Genomic DNA, 24,547 nt, shown 5'->3' with positions numbered 1-24,547 from the left:
CACACGAACCGTAGCACCGGATGGCTTGAAATTCAAGTCCACGACGCCATCCATTGATCAATCCCTCATGTAAACCCGGTAAAAGGCTTATTTAAAAAGAACAATCTTCCAGAATGGTTAAATTGGCATAAGCCAATACCAGCCATTTGACGCCGTGCTCAGCAAACTTAATCTGTACGCGTGTATGTGCACCATTGCCTTCCACAGACACCACAACCCCTTGACCAAACTTCGCATGCGAAACAGACTGTCCGAGCTTCAGCCCGGCATCACTGGCTGCCACTGCCGCGACAGACGATGATCGTGTCGATAAGGGGGTGGCTGGCTGGTAATTGGTCTTCACGCGTACTTCATCCAGCAATTCGGCAGGCAGCTCGCGCAGAAAACGGGAGGGGCGATGGTATTCTTCCCGCCCATATTGACGCCTGACTTCCGCATAGGAAAGGGTTAACTTTGCCATTGCCCGCGTCATCCCGACATAACAAAGACGACGCTCCTCCTCCAGACGGCCTGGCTCTTCGATGGATTGCTTGCCAGGAAAAACCCCCTCTTCCATGCCGGCTAAAAAGACCATGGGAAATTCCAGTCCCTTGGCAGCATGCAGGGTCATTAAGTGCACGTATCGCTCATGTTCCGCCGCCTGCATGTCGCCTGCTTCCAATGAGGCATGGGCTAAGAAAGCGACCAGCAAGGGTAATTCGTCATCAGCGTCCTGTTCATAGCGGAATTGTTTGGCCGCGTTAATTAATTCCTGCAGGTTATCGAGACGCGACTCTGATTTGTCGCCCTTGACCTTGGAGAAATGCGCGTACAAACCGCTGCCGTTAATCACTTCCGAAATTTGTTCATCCAGCTCGAGGTATTGCGTTTTCGCCTGCATCTCCCGGATGAGATGTATGAATTTTTCAAGCGCTGATGCCGCCCGCTGCGGCAGCCCGCCCTCTGTAATCAACTCGTTTGCTGCCTGCCAGAGTGAGTACTGGCGGCTCTTGGCCAACTGGCGCAATTCCTCCAGCGTTTTTTCACCAATACCCCGTGTGGGGAAATTAACCACGCGTTCAAACGCGGTATCGTCGTCCGGATTGGCCAACAGACGCAGGTAAGCCAGCGTGTCTTTAATCTCTGCCCGCTCAAAAAAGCGCACACCACCATAAATGCGATAAGCAATCCCTGCCCTTAACAAAGCTTCCTCAATGACCCGCGACTGGGCGTTGGAGCGATAGAGAATAGCCATCTCATCGGCGCTATGGCCATTCTGGATAGCCATTTGTATGCGCTCGCTGATAAAACGGGCTTCATCAAGCTCATTGTATGCGGCATAAACCATGATTTTTTCGCCGGCACTGCCGTCCGTCCATAAGGCTTTGCCCATGCGTGACTGATTATTGTTAATCAAGGCATTGGCTGCATCGAGAATGGTGGACGTGGAGCGGTAATTCTGCTCCAGACGCACAATCAGCGTATCGTTGAAATCGTGTGAAAACTGCTGGATGTTTTCGACTTTGGCCCCACGCCAGCCGTAAATGGATTGATCGTCATCACCGACCGCCATCACGGATGCGCCCTGCCCTGCCAGCAAGCGGATCCAGGCATATTGAATCGTGTTGGTATCCTGAAATTCATCCACGAGAATGGCACGGAAACGGTGTTGGTAATGCTGCAGAATGTCGGGATTGTCGCGCAGCAGCTCATGGGTTCTAAGCAGTAATTCAGCAAAATCCACCACGCCTGCGGTCTGGCAGGCCTGCTCATAAGCCTGATAAATCTGAATGAGCGTGCGTGTGGGCCCGAATGATTGCGCATGAATATGCGCTGGACGGAGTCCCTCATCTTTTCTGCTGTTGATAAACGCCTGGGCCTGCTTAACCGGCCATTGTTCATCATCGAGATTCAAGGCGGCGATAACCCGTTTGATAACCCGCGCCTGATCCTCGCTGTCTAAAATGTGAAACTCAGCCGGCAGGCGCGCATCCTGGTAATGCCGGCGCAAAATGCGATGACACAGGCCATGGAAAGTCCCAACCCAAAATCCGGCCAGAGACACCGGCAGCAGGTTGCTTAAACGCGCTTTCATTTCACCGGCCGCCTTGTTGGTGAACGTCACCGCAAGAATGGCATGGGGCGAGAAATGGTGCTCACGAATGAGCCAGGCAATACGGCTGACCAATACCCGTGTTTTACCGCTGCCTGCACCAGCCAGTACCAGCGTATTACCCAAAGGCGCAACAACCGCCTGTCGTTGTCTGTCATTCAGCCCTTTTAGTAAAGCATCCACGGTCATTCGTTCACTTCCAACAAAAGAAAGGCGTTATTATGTTAAATTTAGCAGTCAAACACCAGCTTGGGCGGTTAACTGGCCAAAGACAAATAAATTCCCGGTGAATCTTTGCCAAGTTGCACGGGTGAGGTATAAGATTAATAAAAATACCCGAGTCGTCTATGCATACTTTATATCCAGCCATACAACCTTATAAACGGCATGAACTGGCCGTCGACAGCCTCCATACCCTGTACCTTGAAGAAACCGGCAATCCTGAAGGCCTTCCCGTGATTGCGCTGCACCCGGGCCCGGGAGCAGGCGGCAGCGCCTATTTACGCCGTTTTTTTGATCCGCAGGTATACCGCATCATCATTTTTGACCAACGCGGTTGCGGCCGCTCCCTGCCGCACTCCGAGATTAGGCACAATACCACGCAGGATTTGCTGGATGATATCGATACCATCCGTACCCATCTCAGCATTAACCGGTTTATGCTTTTTGGCGGCGGCTGGGGCTCCTTGCTTGCCCTGCTTTACGCAGAACTTTACCCGCAGCAGGTCTGCGGTTTATTGCTGCACCGTATTTTTTTAGGCAGGCCTCGGGACGTGGCCTGGTTTTATCAACAGGGCGCCAGTCTGATTTACCCGGACTACTGGCAGGAATTTTTAAGCATCGTGCCCACCGACAGACGCAGTGAAATTCCCCAGTACTATGCGGAATGCCTGCAAGGCAATAATGAACTGGCCCGCATGAGCGCCGCCAAAAACTGGGCCTTGTGGCAGGCACGCTGCAGCAGCCTGCAACCGCATTTAAGCGTGATTGATCAGTACAGCGAACCCCATTTTGCCCTCGCCTTAGCGACCCTCGAGTCCCATTACATTGTTAACCACTATTTTATAGAAGAAAATCAGGTATTGAACAACGCGCATAAAATACGCCATGTCCCCACCTACCTCGTTCATGGCCGTTACGACATGGTTTGCCCTTTGGCCGGCGCCTGGGATTTACATCGCGCCTTGCCCACATCCAATTTAAGCATTGTCAGGGATGCGGGGCATTCCGATCGTGAAGCGGGCATTATCGACGCGCTGGTTTGTGCGGCCAAGGAAATGGCCCGTCAGGGATCGGATGCATGCTGACCGTCATTCAACGCGTAAAAGAAGCCCGGGTTGAGGTCAACAATGTAACAATCGGCGCCATTAACCAGGGCCTGTTAGTCCTGTGTGGTTTTGAAACGACTGACAGCTTAACGACCTTATCCACGATGCTTGAGAAATGCCTGAACTACCGCTTGTTCAGCGACGAACAGGGCAAAATGAATTTAAATCTTCGCCAGGTTGAAGGCGGTCTGTTGCTGGTTCCGCAGTTTACCTTGGTCGCCGATACTCGCAAGGGCCTGCGCCCCAGTTTTTCCAAAGCCGCCCCCCCCTCACAGGGGCAAATGCTGTTTGAGGAACTGCTCATTCTGGCAAGACAACATTATTCCCGCATTGAAAGCGGCCAATTCGGGGCGGATATGCAGGTGCATCTTTGCAATGACGGGCCGGTTACCTTTGTCATGTCATTTTAATTTTAAGGTGGTTTGAACCCTGATTCTGGTGTAACATCAGATTTAATCCCTCAAAAAACCGTTAAATTATGCGTTTAATTGCGAGTATAACCACACTGGCAAGTGCTTTATTGCTGTCTGGCTGCTTTCACAAAGGTCCCAATCCTGATGATCCTTACGAAGCAATCAACCGCAAAATTTATCGTTTTAATAATGCCTTTGACGCCACCATTTTAAAACCGCCTGCCCGCCTGTATAAGGCCGTCTTGCCGGATCCGGTAAGGGCCAGCATCAATAACGCATACAACAACATCAATATGATTCCCACCGTGGCCAACGACGTGCTGCAATGGGAATGGCGTTATGCGATTAAAGACACCTGGCGTTTTGTCATCAACTCCACCTTTGGTGTGGCCGGGTTATTTGATGTGGCAGACAAACGTTTTGGCTTACCGCCACACAGCAATGATCTGGGACTCACGTTCGCCAAATGGGGCGATAAAAAATCACCTTTCATTATGATCCCGTTGATGGGCCCAAGCACCATTCGCGACGGCATGGGCATGTTGTTTGAGTACACGGTCATAACGCCTTATCCCTACATCGGCAATGATGCAGTGATCTATGGGTTAATCGGCCTGCGTTACGTTGATCTACGCTCGCAACTGTTTGAAACCGAACGCCTGATGAGTGAAGCGCTCGATCCTTATGCGTTCCTGCGGGATGCTTACCTGCAGCACCGTCATTACCGCATCACCGGCCAACAGGGTGGTGCATTGGCGACAAACGGTAACGACAACAATGACGGCAGTGATTACGTCGATGATGACGACAGCGTTGACGATCTGGGTGCCGATTATGTGGATGATGACGAGGCCAAAGGCTAATCATGACGGTGCATGTTGTCCTCTACCAACCGGAAATTCCTCCCAATACGGGAAATATTATTCGACTTTGCGCGAACTCTGGCGCCCAACTGCATCTTATTCATCCTTTGGGTTTTGCGCTGGACGACAAGCGCATGCGCCGCGCCGGCCTTGACTACCATGAGTGGGCTCATGTCATTCATTATGCGAATGACCTCGAATTCATGGAAAAAAATCAGCACCGGCGTATTTTTGCCTGCTCCACCAAGGGTACCATTGGTTATCATGAAATCCAGTATCAGCCAGACGACATGCTGCTTTTCGGTCCTGAAACCCGCGGACTTCCAGAGCAGGTGCGTCAACGCTACACCGTCATCCGCATCCCCATGCAACCCAATAGCCGCAGTCTGAATTTATCCAATTCGGTCGCCATCATTCTCTTTGAAGCCTTAAGACAAGGGAACTTCAGCCAAACCATTTACACGACAGACCAATAAAAATTGCTTAATTTTAGCACACAATCTCTTGACAGGCCTCAGGTGGCATCTACACTTAAATAGCCAAAATATGTTCAATCTGATTGGAAATAAAACATGAGTATTGTCATTCACCCTACCGCTGTTGTCGATCAGAAAGCAACCCTCGGTCAGTCTGTTACAATTGGACCCTACAGCATTATCAGTCCTGACGTGACATTAGGCGATCATGTCCATATTGATTCTCACGTGGTCATTCAGGGCCACACGCAAATTGGTAGTCACACCACCGTGCATCCCTTCGCCTGTTTAGGCGATGTGCCGCAAGTCAGGAATTATGTACCGGAAGACTCGTTGTTGATTATTGGTGAGCACAATTACATTGGCCAGTATGTGACTATCAATGGCGGCACCTCCAAGGACAAGGGCGTCACGCGCATTGGTGATCACAACATGTTCATGGCCTGCTGTCATGTCGCGCACGACTGCCAGATAGGTAATCATGTCACCATGGCCAATGCGGCTTTGTTGGCAGGACACGTCCAGATTGATGATTATGCGGTTTTGGGCGGCGCGTCAGCTGTCTCTCAATATGTTCACGTCGGCAAGGCAGCGATGATTTCCGGCTGCTCTTCCATCGCCAATGATCTCATTCCTTATGGGTATGTTGAGGGTTTTCGTGCCACACTCGATTCCATTAATATTATCGGCATGAAACGGTTAGGCATCGACAAAAATGAAATTCACGCCTTGCTGTATTTTTTCAAAACTGTGTTTCGAAAAAACGACAATCACGAGTCATTCCTTGAACATCTGGAGCGCTATAAAGCGGAGGATACCATGCATTGGGACAGCATTATGGACATCCTGCGATTTATCGAGCATCGCTCTAAAAAATCACTATGCATGCCGTCTGGTGCAGCGCATTAAGCGTGTGCTTTCCAAAACAAGGCCTGTTTTAAACAGGCCTTGTTATTGTTCCTGCTTGATGCCAGCCAAACAACGCAAATAATGACCGGTGATATCTTCTGATGTTTCCGCCATGATTTCACGGGCACAGGTTGGACTGGTCACATTAATCTCGGTTAAATAATCACCAATCACATCGATGCCGACAAAATAGAGGCCTTTAGCCTTAAGCGTCGGAGCAATTTGTTCACATAACCAGCGATCCCTGGCCGTGATAGGCACCACTTCACCCCGCGCCCCGGCAGCCAGGTTACCGCGCAGTTCCCCACTCGCGGGAATACGGGCCAGGGCATAAGGGACTGGCTCCCCGTTAATCAACAAAATACGCTTATCGCCCTTGCTGACAATCTCCGGGATATATTGCTGCGCCATGATCATGGTCCGCTGCGAATGAGTCAGCACTTCAAGAATGACGGATAAATTTTTTCCTTCCTTATCGACATGGAATATGGAATTTCCGCCCATGCCTTCCAGGGGTTTGTAAATGACATCGCGGTGCTGTTCCCAAAACTGACGCAGCGTCGCGATATCCCGGCTGACTAAAGTCGGCGGGCAACATTGCGGGAAATGGAGGGTGAAAAATTTCTCATTGGCGTCACGCAGACTCTGGGGTTTATTCGCCACGAGAACACCCATTTTTTCAGCCAGTTCCAGGGCATAAGTGGCATAAATGTATTCCATATCAAAGGGGGGGTCTTTTCGCATCAGAATCACATCAAACCCCGCAAGCGGCTTTTCCCCCAGTGCCTTCACGGTTGCCCAATCCGGTTTGGTATCGTCATCCGCCACCTGAATGGATGACACCCGTGCATAGGCTTGCCCATCACGGCAAAGCAAATCATTCAGGGTGAAATAAACACAAGACCAGCCCAGTTGCCGGGCACTGCGCAGCATGCCCACCGTCGTGTCTTTGTACGCCTTTAACAGGTGAGGCGCATCCATGACGACAGCCAATTTCATCATTCACCTCCAACGGCTGCAATTTCCCGGGCTGCGGCCAATGCCGCCAGGCGAGCAATCACGCCATAGGCATAAAAACGATTGGGGCATTCCACCGGATCCAAATCGTCTCTCGGCATATTACAGGCCTGCGCAAAAGCCAAGGGTTCAAAGTGCATGCCCGGGGCATTTAAATTTTCATCACTGCCCCGTCCCTGATGAACCCGATAAAAACCGCCGACAACGAAAGGTCCAATCATATAGACCACCGGCTCAGCTACCGCCCCATCCGGCATGGCTTCAAAACTGTAAACCCCTTCCTGAATGATGACGCGCTCGACTTTCTGACTGCCTTTGCTCGCCGCCATTTTCGTGCGCTGCTTGCGATTGAGTTGGCGCAATTGTTCCGCGTCATGCACCATCATCACGCTCATACCATACGTGCCATTATCGGCTTTAACCACCACGAAGGGTTTTTCTTCAATACCATAAGTCGTGTATTTGTCCTGAATGACTTTCAGGAGTTGCTCCGCCTCATCTGCGAGGTTATCAACGCCCTCCTGCGCCATAAAATCAATGCCATCAACGGCTTTGAAGTAAGGATTGATAAACCAGGGATCCAGATTCACCAGATGCGAAAACTCTTGCGCGACCTCTTCAAAAAATTTGAAATGGCTTGATTTAAGCCGACTGGACCAGCCTAATTTTGCCGTAGGCACGATGCGCTGCTCCAGGCCCTTTAAACTATCCGGTACGCCGGTGGATAAGTCATTATTCAACACCAGCAGACATGGATTAAAATCGCGCAGGCCTAAGCGATTGTTGTCGCGGATAGTCGGTTCGATTAAAAGCTTAATCCCATCGTCTGTGATAATTTCCTGCGTGGCCACTACTTCCGGATCGAGGCTGCCAATACGGACAACAAAGCCGGATTTCACCAGAATATCACGCAACACACTTAAACTTTGCATATAAAAGCGATTGCGCGTGTGGTTTTCAGGCAACAATAAAATTTGCCGACAACCGGGCTGGTAATCAACCAAGGTCGCCTGGGCAGCCTGGATACAAAGCGGCAGGAAATCGCGGTTTAAATTATTGAACCCGGCGGGGAATAAGTTCGTATCCACCGGTGCCAGTTTAAAACCGGCATGCCGTAAATCCACCGAAGAAGTGAGCGAGGGCGGGGTCAGTTGCCACTGCTGACGAAACCAGGACTCAATGGCAGCCACCTGGCTTAAAATGATTTTTTCAACATGGTACAGGGGACCGCAATGGGCGGTGGTTAAATGAGGCACGGGAACATCGTGTGGGTGCATACTTTCTTCCTCGATAAGGGTGTGTGGGGTAGACGATAGTAACTTAACTGGGCGGCAGAATGAAGAATAGTCAGTCCCCTTCAAAAATGGCATAATGGTACTCTTTGACCTGGTTAAGGCACGGCCAGCCAAGCCCTAACCAAGCTTGTTGACTATAGCTTTTTACCAGCCATAACACAATTGCTGCAGTCCGCCATGACCAGCGTTTAGACTAAGGGAGTCGATGAAACGATTTAAGCCGCTTAAAGCCCTGACGCTGCTTCTGTTGCTGGGATTTATCTGGGGATCCGGCTACAGTCTGGCACGTTATGCCATGACCCATGAGGTACCGCCCTTGGGCTACTCCTTCTGGCAAGCGCTGGGGCCAGCCTTACTCCTGACATTAAGCAGTCTGTTCACTAAAGATAAACCGTTATGGCAACGCCAGTATTGGCCTTATTTTTTAGTCTGCGGTCTTTTGGGCATCGCCATCCCCAATACCAACATGTATTTTATCGCCAGCCATTTGCCGGCAGGCCTGCTGGCGGTTCTGGTCAACACGGTCCCTTTACTCGTCTATCCTCTGGCCCTGATAACTCGACAGGAACGCTTTGATGCCTGGCGAATGCTCGCCCTGCTGATGGGCGTAGCCGGCATTATCATGATCATCGCTCCGGGCGGCAGCGGCTTGATTTCCCGCTGGACACTGATGGCGTTAATCAGCCCTTTAGGGTTCGCCCTCTGCTCGATTTACATTGGCAGCCATCAACCCCCGCGGCTTCATGCCATACAGGCGGCCAGCGGCATGTTATTGGCGGCTTCGTTGCTGCTTATTCCATTGGTCATTCAACAGCACGCCTTTTACCCGCTGACGCCGCCCCTTACCCCGGTCAAGCAGGTCATTATTCTTGAAATTCTGCTGTCAGGCGCCGGCTATTTTATTTTCTTTAAACTCATCCGTCTCGCAGGCCCGGTATTTTACAGTTTAACCGGCGGCGTCGTGGCCCTGACGGGGCTCTTCTGGGGTTTTGTCCTGTTTGCCGAAGTCCCGACTTCATTCCAGCGCTTAGCCATGCTCTCTGTCATCACCGCCATTTTTCTGTTGTCCTGGCGGCAATCGCAACAAACCTCAAGGAGTACGGCATGTTGAATGTATGGGTACAACAATACAGCAATCAGATTGAAACGCTTCAATACCTGTTATTGATTATCAATGCCTTGCTGCATCTTTTTTTTGCAGGCGCCGTGGCGCGTGACGCCGGTAATCTTTTTAAGCTTGGGCATCGCACCGCCCTGGTTTCAGCCGCAACCTGGGCTTTTGCCACACTCTTGGGCGGGGTGGTGACGGCTGCCATTTACTGGTTTATTCATCATTCGACACTCACTCGACCCACATTAAACTACAATAGGGAAATGCCATGACTAACAATCCGATTAAAACCATCAACAGCCATGAATTAAAAAAGCGCTGGGACAATAACTCCTCGTTATGCGTCGTCGATGTCCGGGAACTCGATGAGTGGCAGGAAGTCCATATTCCTGGCGCGCACCACATCCCAAAAGATGAGATTGCGGCTCGCATCAAAGACGTAGCGCCCGATCTGGATTCCCCGGTTTATCTGCATTGCAAAGGCGGCGTGCGGTCGTTGACGGCTGCGCAAACACTTAAAGATTTAGGCTACACAGCGCTTTATTCTCTGGATGGCGGAATTATGGACTGGATTAAGGCGGGGTATCCGGTTGACAAATAAAAAAACACCCCTCCTCGGAGGGGTGCATGGACTTATTAGCCGTTAGTTGGTTGTGCCGAAGGGGTGTTATCGTCAACCTTCTCTTCTTTCTCTTCTTTTTTCTCTGCCTTGGCATTTGATCCCCAAATCATGGAGGTCAGGCCGCTTTTTACGGATGCCAGCATGCCTGGATTTTTTGCCCTCTCAGCTCGTTTAAGCTCTTCAGCTTCTTCCTGCAGTTCTTTTTCTGTTTTAGTGTTAGCTGAGACGAATACAGCATCGCTGTAACGATCTTTTAATTGAACCATATGACTATGGTATCGGGTTATATCAAGACCATCGACTTTAAAGGCATGTTGTTTGCGGACTTTATCGCCAATTTTATCATTTTCATAAACAACCGAATTAAAAAATTGCCATGCAGCGACCACCATGGAACCAGCGGTGGCCACATCCAGAATGTTTTCAACCTGATCTTTTTCCAGCTTGTCGCTTTTTTCCGTTTCACCAATCATGCTTTTTAAAAGGCGGCTTAAATAACCGGTTTGCTCGCCGGCATTCTTAATTTCCTCTCTAAGAATATGGACAAAGCCGGTTATAATTTTAGCGCGACGCCCGTCTTCCATTTTGGCGTTTTTTTCAATTTCCAGGAAAACATTTTCAATCACTTCCATCTGAACTTGGCGATGTTTGCGGTTCGCGGGCAAACTATGAATATCGGTGGCTTTATGATGGGCGCAATAAAGTCTTTTTGTTTCTGCCCATGCTGCTTTCAATTCCGAGTATGATTTGTATTGGAAACCCATCTTCTTTCTCCTTAAACTCCATTAATAGGTCCGGTGTCAGATCGCACCGAAAAATTAGTGTATACGAATTAAACCATTTCGTCATGGCTTTTCTTTAAACGGCCTAACCAATTTACAACCTGCTGATATTATGCAAAATTCAGACAATGCTTGCTTTTTTAAAAAGCAACATGCCAAACAAGAAAGCAAAACCATGATCTTAAAATGTACAATTTCACGACGATCCTGAATCAAGATTAAATAATGCTATGCATAAAAGCCCCCCCTGTGCACACAGGATATTGTTCATACTCACCCTTTGCTGCGTTTGACCGACTCCTTAATCCAGGTAATAAAACCTCTTTACCCTTTAGTCAATCTGCTTTAGGATGCGGCAAGCGTTATTGCAGAAAGGATTGACCATGAAGAAAATCATAGCCGCCCTGGTGTTGTTTCCCTTAACCCTGATTGCCGCCCCCAAGCCGCCCCGGCTGATCGTTCAGTTGGTTGTTGATCAGTTACGCGGCGATTTATTGCACCAGTACAGCCAGGATTTTGGCGACGGCGGTTTTCATTATTTACTGACGCACAGCCTGGACTACCAAAACGCCCACCACCCGCACGCCCACACCGTCACCTGCGTGGGGCATGCGACCATTGCCACCGGGGCTTACCCTACCCTGCACGGCGTGGTGGCCAATGACTGGTTTGACCCGGCGCTTAAAAAAAGCGTTTACTGCATGGAAGACCAAAACAGCCCCATTCTACCGACGCCGCATACCACCAAAACCGTTGACGGGCGATCCCCCCGCAACCTGCTCGCATCAACGTTAAGCGATGAACTGGTATTATCCCAAAAAGGGCGGGCCTTTGGCGTCTCCTTTAAAGACCGTGCGGCCATTACCCTGGCCGGGCATGCCGGTAAAGCGTTCTGGTTCGATAAAGAAAATGGCGGCTTTGTTACCAGCCAGCATTATTATTCTGCCTACCCGGCCTGGGTGGCTGACTGGAATAGCCATTATCAACCGGCACAACAAACCTGGACGTTAAGCAAACCTGTCCAGCAGTATCATTATGCTAAAGCACCCGGATTAACTCACCGTTTCCCTGCTTTTGGCTACCATTTCCCACATCATCTCGGCAAACCCGGTTCTGACAGTTACTACAAATTTCTGTCCATGAGTCCTTATGCGGATGAATTGACGGCTGATTTCGCCATTCAACTGCTTCAACAGGAAAAGCTGGGAACGCGGCCTGATCAAGTCGATTATCTGGGCATCAGTTTTTCCGCAGTCGACGCCGTAGGTCATCAATTCGGCCCCAACAGCCTGGAATCCGAAGACAACCTGCTGCGCTTGAATCAGACTCTGGGACAACTGCTTAAGGCCATTGATGAGCAGGTCGGCCTTGAAAACACATTAATTGTCTTAACTGCCGATCATGGCGTCAGCGACTCCCCTGCCTTCTTAGCCAGCCATCAGATGAAGGAAAACAAGCGTCTTGACGTGCCCGCTGTTAAAAAACAGATAGCGGCAGCCTTAGTCAACCACTTTCAGCTACCCGCCGCCACGCTGCTGCAAGTGGATGGCCCCTATGTTTACCTTGATCATCAACTCATTCATGATCATCAACTCAGCGTCAATACGGTCAGTACTTATCTTGCTGAAGTGCTACGCCAGCGTCAGGATATTTTTCAAGCCTATCCGCTTCCTCTGCGTGGTACGGAATACGATTGGTTAAGCGCCAAGGTGGATAAAATGGCTTTCCCGGGCCGTGCGGGCGATTTATATCTGGTACCACCTCCCTATCAAGCCATGGAAAATCATGCCGAAGCCCGGGTTGATCATGGCTCCCCCTGGAATTACGACAGCTATGTGCCGCTGCTGTTTGTCAACCCGGCATTTAAACCCCAGCGCCTGACTCGGCCGGTGGAAACCATTGACATTGCACCAACACTGGCTGCTCTGCTGCTTATCAAAGCACCGTCAGCCACCATTGGGCACCGTCTTGAAGAGGTGACTAAAGCCTATGAAAAGAACGCTTGAAAGCTGTGAAAACTGAACTACCCTGAAAGGATAAAGCGGTTAGGAGAGGACAATGAATAACGTCAAGACATTCGTTTTATTGGCAGCCTTAACCGCCCTGTTCATGATCATTGGGCGTTTGCTCGGCGGTCAGGCTGGCATGATGATAGCCCTGGTACTGGCCATTGTGATGAACATGGGCGCCTATTGGTATTCGGATAAAATCGTGCTGCGCATGTACAATGCAAGGCCTCTTGATCCATCGCATCCGGTGTACGGCATTGTGTCGCAACTGGCGAAAAAAGCGCAAATTCCTATGCCCCGGGTCTATCTCATCGATAACCCAACGCCCAATGCCTTCGCCACCGGCCGAAATCCCGAGCATGCCAGTATTGCCGTCACCAGCGGTATTCTGACGCGCATGACCCCGGAAGAATTAACAGGGGTCTTAGCCCATGAAATGGCCCACGTCGTTCACCGGGATACCCTCATCAGCGCCATTGCCGCAACCTTAGCCGGTGCCATTGGCAGCCTGGCCAACATGTTTATGTGGACTTCCGTTGCCAACCACAGCAGTGACGATGAAAACACCCACCCTGTCGTCGCCTTACTGATGATGATTCTCGCCCCATTGGCGGCCGGATTGATTCAAATGGCTGTATCGCGTTCGCGGGAATACGAGGCCGATGCCTTTGGGGCACAGCTGACCGGTCATCCTTTATGGCTTGCCAGCGCCTTAGCCAAATTAGAAACGGCCAGTCAGCAGGAGGATTTTACCGAGGCCGATGCACATCCCAACACCGCCCATATGTTTATTGTCAACCCGTTGAGTGGTCAGAAAATAGCCGAATTATTTTCTACTCATCCCATTACTGCCGAACGGATTAAACGTTTACAGGCGATGGCAGCAGGTAATTAACAAGATGCCTTGCGTTATGCCGGCATTCTAAGGATAATTTGCTAATTTTTAGATGAAAGACGGGTAAAGCATGGGACAGTTCAGAGAGTTTATTATTCATCATTGGGCCATGGTAACAGCCTTGATTGTTGTCTTAGTCATGATCTTTATTAATGAATTGAAGGCACAGCGTAGCCGCGGCAAAGAACTCACGCCGCAGGCTGCCATTAAATTAATCAATTATGACAATGCCGTGGTCATTGATCTGCGCGATGCGGAAAATTACCGTAAAGGGCATATTATTGATTCGATTCGTGCCAGCCAGGACGATTTTGAACAAAATAAAATGGACAAGTATAAAGACAAATCGATTATTCTGGTTTGCGGACGCGGTTTGCAATCAGCGGCCCTGGCTGCTAAATTGCGCACGCAGGGATTTGTCAATCCGGTGGTGCTGGCAGGTGGCATCAGCGCCTGGCAAGCTGCCGACTTACCCCTGGTAAAAGGAAAATAAGCGATGACCACCATTGTCATTTACAGCACTGGCTATTGCCCTTACTGCTATCGGGCCAAGCAACTGCTGGACAGCAAAGGCGTCCACTATGACGAAATCCGCGTTGACGACAATCCCGCGCTTCGCGAGGAAATGATTCAGAAAAGCGGGCGTCGTACCGTCCCGCAGATTTTTATCAATGGCCAGCACGTGGGTGGCTGTGATGATTTGTACGCTCTTGAACACCAGGGGCATTTGGATAAACTTTTAAAAGGCTGACAACTATGACTGAACAAGCAAATCAACCGCAACATGCTGAAGCGCAATTTATGATTCAGCGCATCTACATGAAAGACGCTTCGTTTGAAACCCCTAATACCCCTGCTGTTTTCCAGCAGAAATGGGAACCTGAACTGACGCTGGATTTAAATACAGCCAGCAGCCAGCTTGAAAACAATATTTACGAAGTGGTTCTGACTGTCACCGCCACCGTAAAAAATCAAAATGCCGTGGCTTTCCTGGCTGAAGTCAAGCAAGCCGGTATTTTTACTATTGAAGGCGCACCCAAGGAACAACTGGATCACCTGCTCGGCAGCTTCTGCCCCAACATCCTGTTTCCTTATGCACGCGAAACCATTACCGCACAAGTGATTCGCGGCAGTTTCCCGCAACTGGTGTTAGCGCCCATCAATTTTGATGCGCTGTACATGCAGCAATTACAGGAAAAACAAAACGCAGGCCAAACTCAAACCGAATCTGCTCATTGATCATGACTGAAAAAACGATTGCCATTCTGGGAGCCGGTTCCTGGGGAACCGCCGTAGCCATTCATTTAGCCCGGCATGGCAATCGGGTTCTGCTTTGGGGGCAAAACGCCCAATACATGGCGCAGATGCAGAGCGACCGCTGCAATTCGCGCTACCTTCCAGACAGCCACTTTCCCGATACGCTCGAAGCAACGGCCGATTTAGCGGCTTGCCAGCACCTTGCTGAGGATGTGATAATTGCTGTCCCTTCCCATGCTTTTGCGTCGTTGCTGGCTAAATTGCAGGCACCAAAACGAGGCATTGCCTGGTTAACCAAAGGCGTCGATCCGGCCAGTAATCGCTTACTGAGTGAGTTAGTCACAGAACGTTGGGGAGAAAACTACCCGCTTGCCCTCATTTCCGGTCCATCCTTTGCCAAGGAACTTGCTCAGGGTTTACCCACTGCGGTGACATTGGCAGGCAACCATGGCGAATACCAAAAAGACCTGCAGCATGCACTGCACCACAACAATCTGCGTGTCTATCTCGGTAATGACATCATCGGGGTCCAACTCTGCGGGGCTGTCAAAAATGTTCTGGCGATTGCCTGTGGGATCAGTGATGGTCTGGGTTATGGAGCGAATGCCAAAGCAGCGCTGATTACCCGTGGTTTAGCGGAAATGCGGCGTTTGGGACTGGCTCTCGGCGCACGCGAAGACACTTTTATGGGGCTTGCTGGCGTAGGCGATCTGGTACTGACCTGCACAGACAACCAATCCCGTAACCGGCGCTTTGGCCTTTATTTAGGGGAAGGCATGGATTTGGTGTCTGCTGAAGCAACCATCGGTCAGGTCGTAGAGGGCAAGCATAATGCGGCTCAGGTCTGCAAATTGGCGCAGGATCACCAGGTGGATATGCCCATCTGCACACAGATTAATACCCTTTTACAGTCCCAAATAACCCCTCAGCAAGCAGTAACCAATCTCATGAGTCGACGCGTGGGTGAAGAGTAGCAGGTTATTGTTCAAGCACTTGCCAACCTTGGAGCGGGTGATGGGAATCGAACCCACGCCGTCAGCTTGGGAAGCTGAAGTTCTACCATTGAACTACACCCGCATAAGGTAGCCCTCTAATTTATAGTAATATGCCTGTCTTTGAAATACTTTCTTTCATTTTTAATCCATGCCGATATCCTGTGACTGCCCGCTCGCCTCAAACGATAATTTAAATCTATCTAAATTATAAATTCAATCGATTTTAATTATCAAATTGTTATTTTTATAATCACATTTTCTCCATTGTAGTAGGTGTGATGATGCAAACCAAATCCGATGCGATACAACGTGTATTTAATAAGAAAGGAATCACCCTTAAGGAACCGGTCAAACAGGCGAAACAGCATACCTTCGATGGGGGAATGACCAATCAATTTTTAACCGTAGATGCTCTCAACGGCCAACGTTATCTCATTCGCATCAACGGTAAATTATGGCCTCCTTTCACGCGCGAAGGCGAACATCATAACCTTTTGCAATTAAAGAAAATGGGAGTTAAGACCACTTTATTGAGCAACAACCCAGAGGAAGGTTTTCAAATTTGTCGCTTACAGGATGAAGCCAATCGCTTTACCGCAATCGACCAACAAGCGTATCGCTCCAAAGCGCTTTATTCCCTGGCTAAAACCATGCAGGGCTATCACCAGTTGACGAATTTTAAAAATCACTATTCTTTTCCTCAAACCTTAAGCAGTGCGTCCCGCCGTCTAAATTACGGTGGGGGTAAAGAAATTCAGGCGCTTCATGCGCTGGTATTGCGCATTTTTTCACTGATCACCCAGGATGTTGATAATTGGGTCGCCTCTCATAATGATTTACTGCCCTCAAGCATTTACCTGCGAAATGGTCAAACGATTATTGTTGATTGGGAGTGTTCGGGTAAAAACCACCGCAGCTATGATCTAGCCTTTTTTTCGCTTAAATCCCTGCTCTCCCCGCTTGAGGAAGCCCATTTACTGAAAGCTTATGATCCCGCAGGGGAAAACAACATGGAATATTGGTTACCCTTAATGAAGGTTGGCGTGAATTACCTGTTGCTGCTCTGGGCAATAAATTCCACTCGTGATGAATCCGTTCAAAATGCTCTTTTTCTGTTTAAAAGCCTGCAAAGCAATCTGCAGACTTGTTTTTCTCACCAATCAGCCAAATTATTGCACGCGGAAAAACGATTTTTCCTCTTTAAACCACATAGCCCACAATTAAAGAAACCGGAGCCAGACAAATCCAATCAGGAGAATGTCAATTCCGATTTGCCTTCTTTGGCAAGCTCATCATAAAATTCTTTTGGCAGCAGGGATGCTAATAGTGAACTATCCCAGAGCTCTTTACGATAAGTATTCTGGATCCATTTTATTTTTCCGGTTAGGTTGACATAAAATGCGCCCAGAATGTCCTCTGATGAGACGGTACCCACGATATTGACTTCTTTTTTATTTTTTGACAATTCAGCAGCGCCGTGTTGCCCCCTTAATGTGAATGTCGCTTCCAGATCAATCCCTGTCTCGCCCTTGAAGTCGATGACATAAATATAGGATTCAGCCCAAATGGGTTTAGTCGCGAGAATTGCTTCGTTGCGTGTCACAATGGTCGGTAGGGCATAATTTTTGGCAACCTGAAAGGATTTGGTGGTCGAAACCCCAATGGCCCCATTCATGTCCTGAATATAATCCTCTAAAAATTCGGATGAGGCATTTTCTTTAATGCCCTGTTTGAAACAGTGAGATGTATCTTCCGCTGAACCCCTGAATAAGAGTCCTTGATAATAGCGAATAGGCTTTTTATCAAATGACTGCCATTCCTTTTCCCAATCTTCTTTAGACTCTGCTTTATGAATTGCATCTAACAAATAATTATTGAAGGAATAATCATTCCATTTGTTATTTTTATTCATAAAGTGACATTTAATAATCTTTCTTGCTTCGTTGTCATCATCAACGGCCGCTAATTTTTTTTGTAATTGCTCTAATGCCGGATAAAGGCTTTGGCTGTGCCGAAAGTACCCAAAAAAATCGGATTGATAGACGCGCTTTTCAGTTGATTTAAATGAAAAATGCGTCCGCTTAGCCTACGTTATGTAATTGGAAAGGGCTTGGTCAAACAAAGGAAGGTATCGATTCGGCATAAATAAATCTACCATTAATGCGAGCATGGCTCTGGATGGTGATGTAATCCTTATTGATTACAGTCAAGCTTAATCAAATGAACATATTGTATCATAAATGAACGAATATGAGCAGGTACAGGCAAGAAGGCGTAGCTGCACGGACGAATCATCCCCCGTGCTACTAAGGGCGGCGACCAGTTCAAAGCACACCATACATGGACACCCATGATTCGCGAGAATATGAAAGCGGCGGGACACTTCTGCTACATGCCACGACTTGTTCAGAATACATACGTGCATGAATCAACACACCAATGGTGCGCGAGAATATGAAAGCGGCGGGACACTTTTGCTACGTGCCGCGACTTGTTCGCGGCATCCATACGATCTCAGTCAGTAACCCATTTCTTCTATTTGCCATTCTGAATGAAAATTTTAACTCCCAGCCAATGAATTAATTTCATCATTAATCTGGCCATTTCCTGGATACCGCGAACAAGTCGCGGTATGTAGGCACTGCGGTGAATGATCAATACAAAGGGTACAGACAAGAATTATGGATGACGAAGTGCCCCCGGATTTGGGGAAGAGCCGAAATTTTGAAAATTATAGATTAAGAGTTAGAGTGCTTTGCGGATGAGTGAAGTGCCCCCGGATTTGGGGATGAGCCATGTTAGTCGTACGTCTTAGTTCAGTTAGAACGAGTTAGTTATCAAACTAATCTAATTGGTGCCCAGGGCCGGAGTCGAACCGGCACGGGATTTAACTCCCGAGGGATTTTAAGTCCCTTGCGTCTACCTGTTTCGCCACCTGGGCATTTTTGGAGGCTGAGGCCGGAATCGAACCGGCGTACACGGCTTTGCAGGCCGCTGCATAACCACTCTGCCACACAGCCAGTCTTTAGCAGAAAAAAAAAGCGACGTTGGGTCGCTTTAATTTGGAGCGGGAAACGAGACTCGAACTCGCGACCCCAACCTTGGCAAGGTTGTGCTCTACCAACTGAGCTATTCCCGCATCTCTTGAGGTGACATTCTACCGAAAATTCATTTCCTGTCAACTCATTCAATTAACTTTTTTTGTGAGTTCAGGCCAGGCAATGGACAAATAAATAACCATTGACCAAATCGTTAAAATTGCAGCCACATACAGGAGTACAAAACCCAAAACACCCCACCAGGATTGGGCAGGATAAAACGCAATCAATAAAACCAAGGCAACCATTTGCACAGTCGTTTTTACTTTTCCAATGTAACTGACGGTGACGCTGGCCCGGCGTCCGATTTCAGCCATCCATTCACGCAGAGCGGAAATCACAATTTCGCGACCCACGATAACAATGGCCGGTAATGTAATGTAATCGATGTCCCTGGCGCCGACTAGCAACAACAGTGAACTGGCGACCAGTAACTTGTCGGCGACCGGATCTAAAAAAGCGCCAAAGGGCGACATTTGCTCTAATCGTCTCGCCAGATACCCATCCAGCCAGTCGGTAAAACTGGCCAAGGCGAAAATAGCCGCCGCCAGGCCGTGTGCAACCGGGGAAGGCAGATAAAAGGTCACAATAAAAACCGGTATCAATACGATCCGAGCCAGGGTAAGAAGATTGGGCAGGCTGGTTAAGGTCGTCATAACTCGCTTTTCCTCGGAAACGGCGGTAAGTGGATAAATTCGGCGAACAATTGAAAATCGTCAAACACACGGAGCGCACCCGCGGCTTCGAGGGCCTCGCGCTGCTGGTGATAAAAATCAACCCCTACCGCATCCATACCGATGCTTTTCGCCATGTCAATATCCGTCACGGAATCCCCAACCATGAGCGCCTCGTTGGGCGACAGGGAGAATTCATCTAAAATTTCTTCAAGCATCTGCGGACAGGGCTTTGGCGGAACCTGACCCGCCGAACGGGTGACTTTGATTAAGGCATCAAGCCCTGACAGTTGCAGCGCCCGCTGCAAGGATTGTTGTCCTTTATTGGTGGCAATAGCCACCTCCACGCCTGCCGCTGTCAACCGTTCAACGACTAATTTAGCACCCGGAATCAAATAAACATCGGCATGCCGCGATACCAGGGACTGCTGAACCGCCTGCAACAATTGCTGATGCTGCTGCAGGGTCAGGTGAGGAAAGACAATCTTCATTGCTTTCACCAAGCCCAATTCTACGGACTGGCGGGCTAATTGTTCGTCCAATTCCCCAAAATTTAAACGACGCGCCTCAACGGCGACATTATTTAAAATTTGTCCGAGTGTATCACCTAAGGTTCCTTCCCAATCGAAAACTACCAAGCGGTATCGCTTACTCATGAGATAAAAAGCTCCTTGAGCGTAAATATTTCAACGTGTTGGCAAAGCGTTCATCAAGGTTGGCTTCAAACACGTGCTTAATGCCATTTAGGTTAAATTGAATTGCCCGCGCATGCAAATAAAGCCGGTTTTGATCCAATTCTACATCGCCTGTGTTGATGACTTCACCATATTTTTCATCACCAATAATAGGATGGCCAAGGTGCGCGCTGTGGACACGGATTTGATGCGTTCTTCCGGTTTTTGGCGACGCCTCCACCCAACAGGCGCAGGTGTAATTTTCAAGAAGTTTGAACTGGGTTTGCGAGGCTTTGCCTGCCTGATTGACAGTGACCATCCGTTCGCCGGATTTAAGAATATTTTTTTCAAGCGAGGCGTCAACGATTTCCATTTTTTTACCGGTCCAGGGATGCGCCAGCAGAGCCCAGTAGGTTTTTGTGACCTCTCTGGCTTCGAGCAAAGCCTGAATGGCACGTAAAACACTGCGTTTTTTAGCCAGCAGCAGGCAACCGGAGGTTTCGCGGTCCAGGCGGTGAACCAACTCGAGATAAGCCAGGTCAGGACGCATTTTGCGCAATGCCTCAATCACGCCAAGGCTTAGGCCGCTACCGCCATGAACAGCAATACCTGCGGGTTTATTGATGACCAACAGCCGCTCATCTTCAAAAATCACGCTGTCTTTCAACCGCTGCTCGAGCTTTAGGCCCACAAAAACCGGTTTTTCCTGGGCTGTGCGCACCGGCGGAATCCGGACCTTATCGCCGGCGGCAAGGCGGGTTGAAACCTGAGCTCTTTTTTTGTTTACACGGACCTCACCGCCGCGGATAATGCGGTAAATATGGCTTTTGGGTACGCCTTTCAGCACACGCATCAGGTAGTTATCAAGACGCTGTCCGGCTTCCTCAGCCTGGATTTCGGTGTATTTTACATCACTCATTCTGCTTAAACCTATTTGCTGTAGCCGATTTTTTTGCTATTATTAATGACTGTGGGGAATAATTTCCCCCGCCCGAATTATAACGCATAAACGAATAAAAATATTTAGCAGCCGATGGTATCAACGCGGCTGTTTTAGGATTCACGAGTTTTTGTTGTTGAATTCTATAGTTAAAAACGCGCTTCCCTCAGGCTAAGACAGAAGGAAGTAACCCAATACAGAGCCAAATTGAAGACGAACTCATTCAGATACCCGCGCATGCCAGACATGCCTCACATTAGTCATTACTTACCATGCAATCAACCCGCTATGGATCACGACTGTATAGAACAGTCCGTGATGCCCCTGTTTTTTGCAGCGTCGGTAATGGCCGATGATCCCCATCAGCATGCACCGTACTACGAGTCGGTCGTATGCACGCGGTCTGTCCTTCGTATTGGGAATGCTTAAAGAACCAGGTTGTGATGTAAGCAAGGCGACAGCGCAGTCATGTTTCAACTTGAAACACGACTGAATAAATTGGTCTCATGCCCCTGTTATGGGCGAGCCTGTCCTGTTAAGTCGCCGGCTATCATGCAAACCTGGAGGCCTTTGAACTGTCTTAACCTGTATGTGTTGCGCCCTTATTGGGGTAACCGATGGAAAAAATGTTAATCAATGCGACTCAGGCCGAAGAGGTACGGGTTGCTCTGGTGAAAGATAATCATCTCTATGATTTGGATATTGATTGTCCTTCTGAAATTAAGAAAAAAGGCAATATTTACAAAGCCGTCGTCACGCGGCGCGAGCCCAGCCTTGATGCTGTATTTGTCGAATACGGCGCCAAACGGCAGGGTTTTCTTCCCTTAAAAGAAATTGCGCCTGAATACTTAAGTAAAAATTTGGACGACTACAATGATGAGAACAAACCGCCTATTACCTCACTGATTCGTGAAGGACAGGAGCTTCTCATTCAGGTGGATAAAGAAGAACGCGGCAATAAAGGCGCCGCCCTGACGACGTTTATTACGCTGGCCGGCTGTTATTTAGTCCTGATGCCGAACAACCCTAACTCCGGCGGTATTTCACGCCGCATCGAAGGGGATGATCGCGATGAACTCAAAGAAACCTTAAATGCCCTGCAGCTTCCCGATGAAATGGGTTTGATTATTCGCACAGCCGGTGTCGGCAAGAACCTGGATGAGCTGCAAAGCGACCTGGATATGCTCTGCAATCAATGGCAGGCTATCCGCCAGGCTTACAGCACGCAACTCGCCCCCTGCCTCATTCATCAGGAAGGCGATGTCATTATTCGTTCTATTCGCGATAATCTGCGCAAATCCATTGGCGAAATCATCATTGATGATCAAATTTCCTATGTCAAAGCCAAGCAATACATCGAACAGGTAAAGCCTGATTTTCTGCCTAATCTCAAGCTGTACAACAACACCGTGCCGCTGTTTAATTTCTATCAGATTGAAAGTCAGATTGAAACGGCTTACCAACGCGAAGTGCTGCTCCCTTCTGGTGGAGCGCTGGTCATCGACAGAACCGAAGCCCTCGTGTCCATCGATGTGAACTCGGCCAAAGCCACGAGCGGCTCCGATATCGAAACAACCGCGTTGAATACCAACCTTGAAGCGGCGGATGAGATTGCACGGCAACTGCGTCTGCGCGATTTGGGTGGCCTCGTGGTCATTGATTTCATTGACATGAGCTCCAGCAAAAATCAACGCGACGTTGAAAACCGTCTGAAAGAAGCCTTAAAAGCGGATCGTGCCCGCATTCAGGTCGGGCGTATTTCCCGCTTCGGCCTCCTGGAAATGTCGCGCCAGCGTTTGAGATTGTCTTTGGGCGAAACAGCACAGGAAGTTTGTCCTCGCTGCGAAGGCCGCGGCACCGTACGCAATATTCAATCCCACGGACTATCCATTGTCCGTCTGATTGAAGAAGAAGCCTTAAAAGAAAAGACCGCTGAAGTGCAAGTGCAACTGCCGGTCGAAATGGCCACCTTCATCATCAATGAGAAACGCGATTTTTTGCTGAACATTGAAAAACGTCATGGCGTGCAGGTTTTAATTATTGCCAATCCCTACATGCAGACACCGCAGTATGAAATTACCCGACTGAAGGAAGACAATGTCGGCAAAAACAAAAAGCCAAGTTACACCTTGATTCAGCCGCCAGAGCTCACCTTGGTCCGCACCGATCAAGACAGTGTCAAAGTGGATGAGCCAGCTGTGAAATCATTCACCTCCCACAAAGTAACCAAGACCAATCAAAACGGGTTTATTAAGCGCTTGTGGAACAGTTTGTTTGGTGGAGAAGAAGCGGCGCCGGCCACCAGTCACCGGACTGAAAAACCCGCTCACAGCGGACAACCCCGTCATCAACATACCTTGCATAGTGGGGAGCGCCGCAGCCACAATCAAAGCAACCGCCGCCGACGTCCCTCCGGAAACACGCAGCGTAATGCTCAACACCAACAGCCACAGCAACAGCAGCAACGCAAGAAAAGCCAGAGTGGCGGTCATCAAAACGGACGTGTTCTTCCCATGAAGCAGGAAGGCGCAAAAAAAAAAGAAGCAGTTAACCGAGAGTCCACAGACAATTGATTAACGTTTAGGCCATGGCGGCGCCATGGCCAGTTCTTTCTGCCGTGGCTAAACCGCGGCAGTTCAGTCAACGTGCCCCGCAAGGGAGACTATTTCACGCGTCCTGTTAATAATCCGCACAATTTATTCTCGTGACCTGAGGCTTTAAGCCGTTTCAATCCGCTACGCTCAAGCTGTCCTTGTCCGCAACCGAGGATGCCCGCCTGCGTGAACTCCCTCTTGTCTTACTCGCGAAAGCGGGTACCATTCGGATCCCGGATGGTGGATACCTGCGGCTACAAGCCAGGTTGCAAAAGACCCTACCACTGAATGGATGCCCGCCTGCGCGGGCAGGACAGGGAGTGGATGAGATTCATTTTTTGGGCAGGCCCCTTGCCTAAAGCCTGCAAGGCAGATTAAGGGCTTTTTTCCCTGCTTAAGCCAAGACACATCCTCGTCTCAACATATATTCATCAGGGCTAACGCACCTGATTTTTAAAACGCTGTAAGAAAAAGATCAAGTGGGTGTAAGAAAAAGATCAGGG

General features: G+C 49.1%; 24 protein-coding genes and 4 tRNA genes. 16 read left to right on the top strand and 12 right to left on the bottom strand.

Features of this window, described 5'->3' with window-relative positions:
* Nucleotides 1–91: 91 nt before the first annotated feature.
* The gene (gene uvrD / locus Lery_RS00140) at nucleotides 92–2,281 is read right to left on the bottom strand and encodes a DNA helicase II (protein WP_058525217.1); all 2,190 of its coding nucleotides are present in this window, start codon (nucleotides 2,279–2,281) and stop codon (nucleotides 92–94) included.
* A gap of 158 nt (nucleotides 2,282–2,439) precedes the next feature.
* Here uvrD and pip point away from each other — a divergent pair, with 158 nt between their 5' ends.
* The 5 genes from pip (at nucleotide 2,440) to lpxA (ending at nucleotide 6,081) form a co-directional block, all read left to right on the top strand.
* Nucleotides 2,440–3,399: a prolyl aminopeptidase gene (gene pip, locus Lery_RS00135; RefSeq protein WP_058525216.1), complete on the top strand. Its 960-nt coding sequence runs from the start codon at nucleotides 2,440–2,442 to the stop codon at nucleotides 3,397–3,399.
* On the top strand, nucleotides 3,393–3,830 hold the full coding sequence (gene dtd / locus Lery_RS00130; protein WP_058525215.1) for a D-aminoacyl-tRNA deacylase: 438 nt from the start codon (nucleotides 3,393–3,395) through the stop codon (nucleotides 3,828–3,830). The genes pip and dtd overlap by 7 nt, the downstream gene beginning before the upstream one ends.
* 68 nt (nucleotides 3,831–3,898) lie before the next feature.
* Entirely contained in the window at nucleotides 3,899–4,696 is a 798-nt protein-coding gene (locus Lery_RS00125; RefSeq protein WP_058525214.1) for an MlaA family lipoprotein, read from the top strand.
* A 2-nt stretch (nucleotides 4,697–4,698) separates the two neighbouring features.
* On the top strand, nucleotides 4,699–5,172 hold the full coding sequence (gene trmL / locus Lery_RS00120; RefSeq protein WP_058525213.1) for a tRNA (uridine(34)/cytosine(34)/5-carboxymethylaminomethyluridine(34)-2'-O)-methyltransferase TrmL: 474 nt from the start codon (nucleotides 4,699–4,701) through the stop codon (nucleotides 5,170–5,172).
* Between the two features lie 96 nt (nucleotides 5,173–5,268).
* The gene (gene lpxA, locus Lery_RS00115; protein WP_058525212.1) at nucleotides 5,269–6,081 is read left to right on the top strand and encodes an acyl-ACP--UDP-N-acetylglucosamine O-acyltransferase; all 813 of its coding nucleotides are present in this window, start codon (nucleotides 5,269–5,271) and stop codon (nucleotides 6,079–6,081) included.
* Nucleotides 6,082–6,123: 42 nt separating this feature from the next.
* Here lpxA and gshB read toward each other — a convergent pair whose 3' ends face one another.
* Nucleotides 6,124–7,080 carry a glutathione synthase gene (gene gshB / locus Lery_RS00110; protein WP_058525211.1) on the bottom strand — a complete coding sequence of 319 codons (957 nt, stop codon included), beginning with the start codon at nucleotides 7,078–7,080 and terminating at the stop codon, nucleotides 6,124–6,126.
* Nucleotides 7,080–8,375, bottom strand: coding sequence for a glutamate--cysteine ligase (gene gshA / locus Lery_RS00105; RefSeq protein ID WP_058525210.1), 1,296 nt, complete (start codon nucleotides 8,373–8,375; stop codon nucleotides 7,080–7,082). The genes gshB and gshA overlap by 1 nt, the downstream gene beginning before the upstream one ends.
* 223 nt (nucleotides 8,376–8,598) lie before the next feature.
* Here gshA and Lery_RS00100 point away from each other — a divergent pair, with 223 nt between their 5' ends.
* From Lery_RS00100 to Lery_RS00090, 3 genes are read left to right on the top strand one after another with little or no spacing between them, the layout of a single operon-like run.
* Complete coding sequence (locus tag Lery_RS00100) at nucleotides 8,599–9,504, top strand: DMT family transporter (RefSeq protein ID WP_058525209.1); 906 nt, start codon at nucleotides 8,599–8,601, stop codon at nucleotides 9,502–9,504.
* Complete coding sequence (locus tag Lery_RS00095) at nucleotides 9,498–9,776, top strand: hypothetical protein (RefSeq protein WP_058525208.1); 279 nt, start codon at nucleotides 9,498–9,500, stop codon at nucleotides 9,774–9,776. The genes Lery_RS00100 and Lery_RS00095 overlap by 7 nt, the downstream gene beginning before the upstream one ends.
* Nucleotides 9,773–10,105 carry a rhodanese-like domain-containing protein gene (locus Lery_RS00090; protein WP_058525207.1) on the top strand — a complete coding sequence of 111 codons (333 nt, stop codon included), beginning with the start codon at nucleotides 9,773–9,775 and terminating at the stop codon, nucleotides 10,103–10,105. Before Lery_RS00095 ends, Lery_RS00090 begins: the two co-directional genes overlap by 4 nt.
* A 35-nt stretch (nucleotides 10,106–10,140) precedes the next feature.
* On the opposite strand, the gene Lery_RS00085 is transcribed toward Lery_RS00090, so the two are convergent.
* Entirely contained in the window at nucleotides 10,141–10,890 is a 750-nt protein-coding gene (locus Lery_RS00085; RefSeq protein WP_058525206.1) for a hypothetical protein, read from the bottom strand.
* A 401-nt stretch (nucleotides 10,891–11,291) separates the two neighbouring features.
* Between Lery_RS00085 and Lery_RS00080 the strand changes: the two genes are divergently transcribed.
* From Lery_RS00080 to Lery_RS00055, 6 genes are all read left to right on the top strand, one after another.
* On the top strand, nucleotides 11,292–12,914 hold the full coding sequence (locus Lery_RS00080; RefSeq protein ID WP_058525205.1) for an alkaline phosphatase family protein: 1,623 nt from the start codon (nucleotides 11,292–11,294) through the stop codon (nucleotides 12,912–12,914).
* A 52-nt stretch (nucleotides 12,915–12,966) separates the two neighbouring features.
* A complete protein-coding gene (htpX, locus tag Lery_RS00075; RefSeq protein WP_058525204.1) occupies nucleotides 12,967–13,812 on the top strand; it encodes a zinc metalloprotease HtpX in 846 nt (281 codons plus the stop codon).
* Nucleotides 13,813–13,882: 70 nt separating this feature from the next.
* A complete protein-coding gene (locus Lery_RS00070) occupies nucleotides 13,883–14,305 on the top strand; it encodes a rhodanese-like domain-containing protein (RefSeq protein WP_058525203.1) in 423 nt (140 codons plus the stop codon).
* Nucleotides 14,306–14,308: 3 nt separating this feature from the next.
* Nucleotides 14,309–14,563: a glutaredoxin 3 gene (grxC, locus tag Lery_RS00065; RefSeq protein ID WP_058525202.1), complete on the top strand. Its 255-nt coding sequence runs from the start codon at nucleotides 14,309–14,311 to the stop codon at nucleotides 14,561–14,563.
* 5 nt (nucleotides 14,564–14,568) lie between these two features.
* Complete coding sequence (secB, locus tag Lery_RS00060) at nucleotides 14,569–15,051, top strand: protein-export chaperone SecB (RefSeq protein WP_058525201.1); 483 nt, start codon at nucleotides 14,569–14,571, stop codon at nucleotides 15,049–15,051.
* Between the two features lie 2 nt (nucleotides 15,052–15,053).
* Nucleotides 15,054–16,043 (top strand): NAD(P)H-dependent glycerol-3-phosphate dehydrogenase, encoded by a 990-nt coding sequence (locus tag Lery_RS00055; RefSeq protein WP_058525200.1) that lies wholly within the window; start codon nucleotides 15,054–15,056, stop codon nucleotides 16,041–16,043.
* A gap of 29 nt (nucleotides 16,044–16,072) precedes the next feature.
* On the opposite strand, the gene Lery_RS00050 is transcribed toward Lery_RS00055, so the two are convergent.
* Nucleotides 16,073–16,146, bottom strand: a tRNA-Gly gene (locus tag Lery_RS00050).
* Between the two features lie 196 nt (nucleotides 16,147–16,342).
* Here Lery_RS00050 and Lery_RS00045 point away from each other — a divergent pair.
* Nucleotides 16,343–17,362, top strand: a complete 1,020-nt coding sequence (locus Lery_RS00045) for a phosphotransferase (protein ID WP_082657077.1) — start codon at nucleotides 16,343–16,345, stop codon at nucleotides 17,360–17,362.
* Here Lery_RS00045 and Lery_RS00040 read toward each other — a convergent pair.
* The 7 genes from Lery_RS00040 to Lery_RS00010 form a co-directional block, all read right to left on the bottom strand.
* Nucleotides 17,314–17,976, bottom strand: coding sequence for a hypothetical protein (locus Lery_RS00040; protein WP_058525198.1), 663 nt, complete (start codon nucleotides 17,974–17,976; stop codon nucleotides 17,314–17,316). The genes Lery_RS00045 and Lery_RS00040 overlap by 49 nt on opposite strands.
* A gap of 940 nt (nucleotides 17,977–18,916) precedes the next feature.
* Nucleotides 18,917–19,005, bottom strand: a tRNA-Leu gene (locus tag Lery_RS00035).
* A 5-nt stretch (nucleotides 19,006–19,010) separates the two neighbouring features.
* Nucleotides 19,011–19,084: transfer RNA gene (locus Lery_RS00030), tRNA-Cys, on the bottom strand.
* Between the two features lie 43 nt (nucleotides 19,085–19,127).
* A tRNA-Gly gene (locus Lery_RS00025) sits at nucleotides 19,128–19,203 on the bottom strand.
* Between the two features lie 48 nt (nucleotides 19,204–19,251).
* Entirely contained in the window at nucleotides 19,252–19,818 is a 567-nt protein-coding gene (gene pgsA / locus Lery_RS00020) for a CDP-diacylglycerol--glycerol-3-phosphate 3-phosphatidyltransferase (RefSeq protein ID WP_058525197.1), read from the bottom strand.
* Entirely contained in the window at nucleotides 19,815–20,492 is a 678-nt protein-coding gene (locus Lery_RS00015) for an HAD family hydrolase (protein WP_058525196.1), read from the bottom strand. The genes pgsA and Lery_RS00015 overlap by 4 nt, the downstream gene beginning before the upstream one ends.
* Complete coding sequence (locus Lery_RS00010) at nucleotides 20,485–21,429, bottom strand: RluA family pseudouridine synthase (RefSeq protein ID WP_058525195.1); 945 nt, start codon at nucleotides 21,427–21,429, stop codon at nucleotides 20,485–20,487. Before Lery_RS00010 ends, Lery_RS00015 begins: the two co-directional genes overlap by 8 nt.
* A 638-nt stretch (nucleotides 21,430–22,067) precedes the next feature.
* On the opposite strand from Lery_RS00010, the gene Lery_RS00005 reads away from it, so the two are divergent.
* A complete protein-coding gene (locus Lery_RS00005; protein ID WP_058525194.1) occupies nucleotides 22,068–24,023 on the top strand; it encodes an Rne/Rng family ribonuclease in 1,956 nt (651 codons plus the stop codon).
* The last annotated feature ends 524 nt before the right edge of the window (nucleotides 24,024–24,547 follow it).

Source organism: Legionella erythra (assembly GCF_001467615.1).
GTDB lineage: Bacteria > Pseudomonadota > Gammaproteobacteria > Legionellales > Legionellaceae > Legionella_C > Legionella_C erythra.
Note: the sequence above shows the minus strand (reverse complement) of the source record. Positions and strands in the feature narration are given on the sequence as shown.

Bases quoted from the DNA above. Each gene is read 5' to 3' on its own strand.
- trmL (WP_058525213.1), top strand. From the start codon at position 4,699: ATGACGGTGCATGTTGTCCTCTACCAACCGGAAATTCCTCCCAATACG.
- secB (WP_058525201.1), top strand. From the start codon at position 14,569: ATGACTGAACAAGCAAATCAACCGCAACATGCTGAAGCGCAATTTATG.
- pgsA (WP_058525197.1), bottom strand. From the start codon at position 19,818: ATGACGACCTTAACCAGCCTGCCCAATCTTCTTACCCTGGCTCGGATC.
- Lery_RS00095 (WP_058525208.1), top strand. From the start codon at position 9,498: ATGTTGAATGTATGGGTACAACAATACAGCAATCAGATTGAAACGCTT.
- Lery_RS00070 (WP_058525203.1), top strand. From the start codon at position 13,883: ATGGGACAGTTCAGAGAGTTTATTATTCATCATTGGGCCATGGTAACA.
- Lery_RS00005 (WP_058525194.1), top strand. From the start codon at position 22,068: ATGGAAAAAATGTTAATCAATGCGACTCAGGCCGAAGAGGTACGGGTT.
- gshB (WP_058525211.1), bottom strand. From the start codon at position 7,080: ATGAAATTGGCTGTCGTCATGGATGCGCCTCACCTGTTAAAGGCGTAC.
- Lery_RS00100 (WP_058525209.1), top strand. From the start codon at position 8,599: ATGAAACGATTTAAGCCGCTTAAAGCCCTGACGCTGCTTCTGTTGCTG.
- pip (WP_058525216.1), top strand. From the start codon at position 2,440: ATGCATACTTTATATCCAGCCATACAACCTTATAAACGGCATGAACTG.
- gshA (WP_058525210.1), bottom strand. From the start codon at position 8,375: ATGCACCCACACGATGTTCCCGTGCCTCATTTAACCACCGCCCATTGC.
- Lery_RS00080 (WP_058525205.1), top strand. From the start codon at position 11,292: ATGAAGAAAATCATAGCCGCCCTGGTGTTGTTTCCCTTAACCCTGATT.
- dtd (WP_058525215.1), top strand. From the start codon at position 3,393: ATGCTGACCGTCATTCAACGCGTAAAAGAAGCCCGGGTTGAGGTCAAC.
- Lery_RS00040 (WP_058525198.1), bottom strand. From the start codon at position 17,976: ATGAATAAAAATAACAAATGGAATGATTATTCCTTCAATAATTATTTG.
- grxC (WP_058525202.1), top strand. From the start codon at position 14,309: ATGACCACCATTGTCATTTACAGCACTGGCTATTGCCCTTACTGCTAT.
- Lery_RS00045 (WP_082657077.1), top strand. From the start codon at position 16,343: ATGATGCAAACCAAATCCGATGCGATACAACGTGTATTTAATAAGAAA.
- Lery_RS00085 (WP_058525206.1), bottom strand. From the start codon at position 10,890: ATGGGTTTCCAATACAAATCATACTCGGAATTGAAAGCAGCATGGGCA.
- Lery_RS00015 (WP_058525196.1), bottom strand. From the start codon at position 20,492: ATGAGTAAGCGATACCGCTTGGTAGTTTTCGATTGGGAAGGAACCTTA.
- Lery_RS00055 (WP_058525200.1), top strand. From the start codon at position 15,054: ATGACTGAAAAAACGATTGCCATTCTGGGAGCCGGTTCCTGGGGAACC.
- Lery_RS00010 (WP_058525195.1), bottom strand. From the start codon at position 21,429: ATGAGTGATGTAAAATACACCGAAATCCAGGCTGAGGAAGCCGGACAG.
- htpX (WP_058525204.1), top strand. From the start codon at position 12,967: ATGAATAACGTCAAGACATTCGTTTTATTGGCAGCCTTAACCGCCCTG.
- Lery_RS00090 (WP_058525207.1), top strand. From the start codon at position 9,773: ATGACTAACAATCCGATTAAAACCATCAACAGCCATGAATTAAAAAAG.
- uvrD (WP_058525217.1), bottom strand. From the start codon at position 2,281: ATGACCGTGGATGCTTTACTAAAAGGGCTGAATGACAGACAACGACAG.
- Lery_RS00125 (WP_058525214.1), top strand. From the start codon at position 3,899: ATGCGTTTAATTGCGAGTATAACCACACTGGCAAGTGCTTTATTGCTG.
- lpxA (WP_058525212.1), top strand. From the start codon at position 5,269: ATGAGTATTGTCATTCACCCTACCGCTGTTGTCGATCAGAAAGCAACC.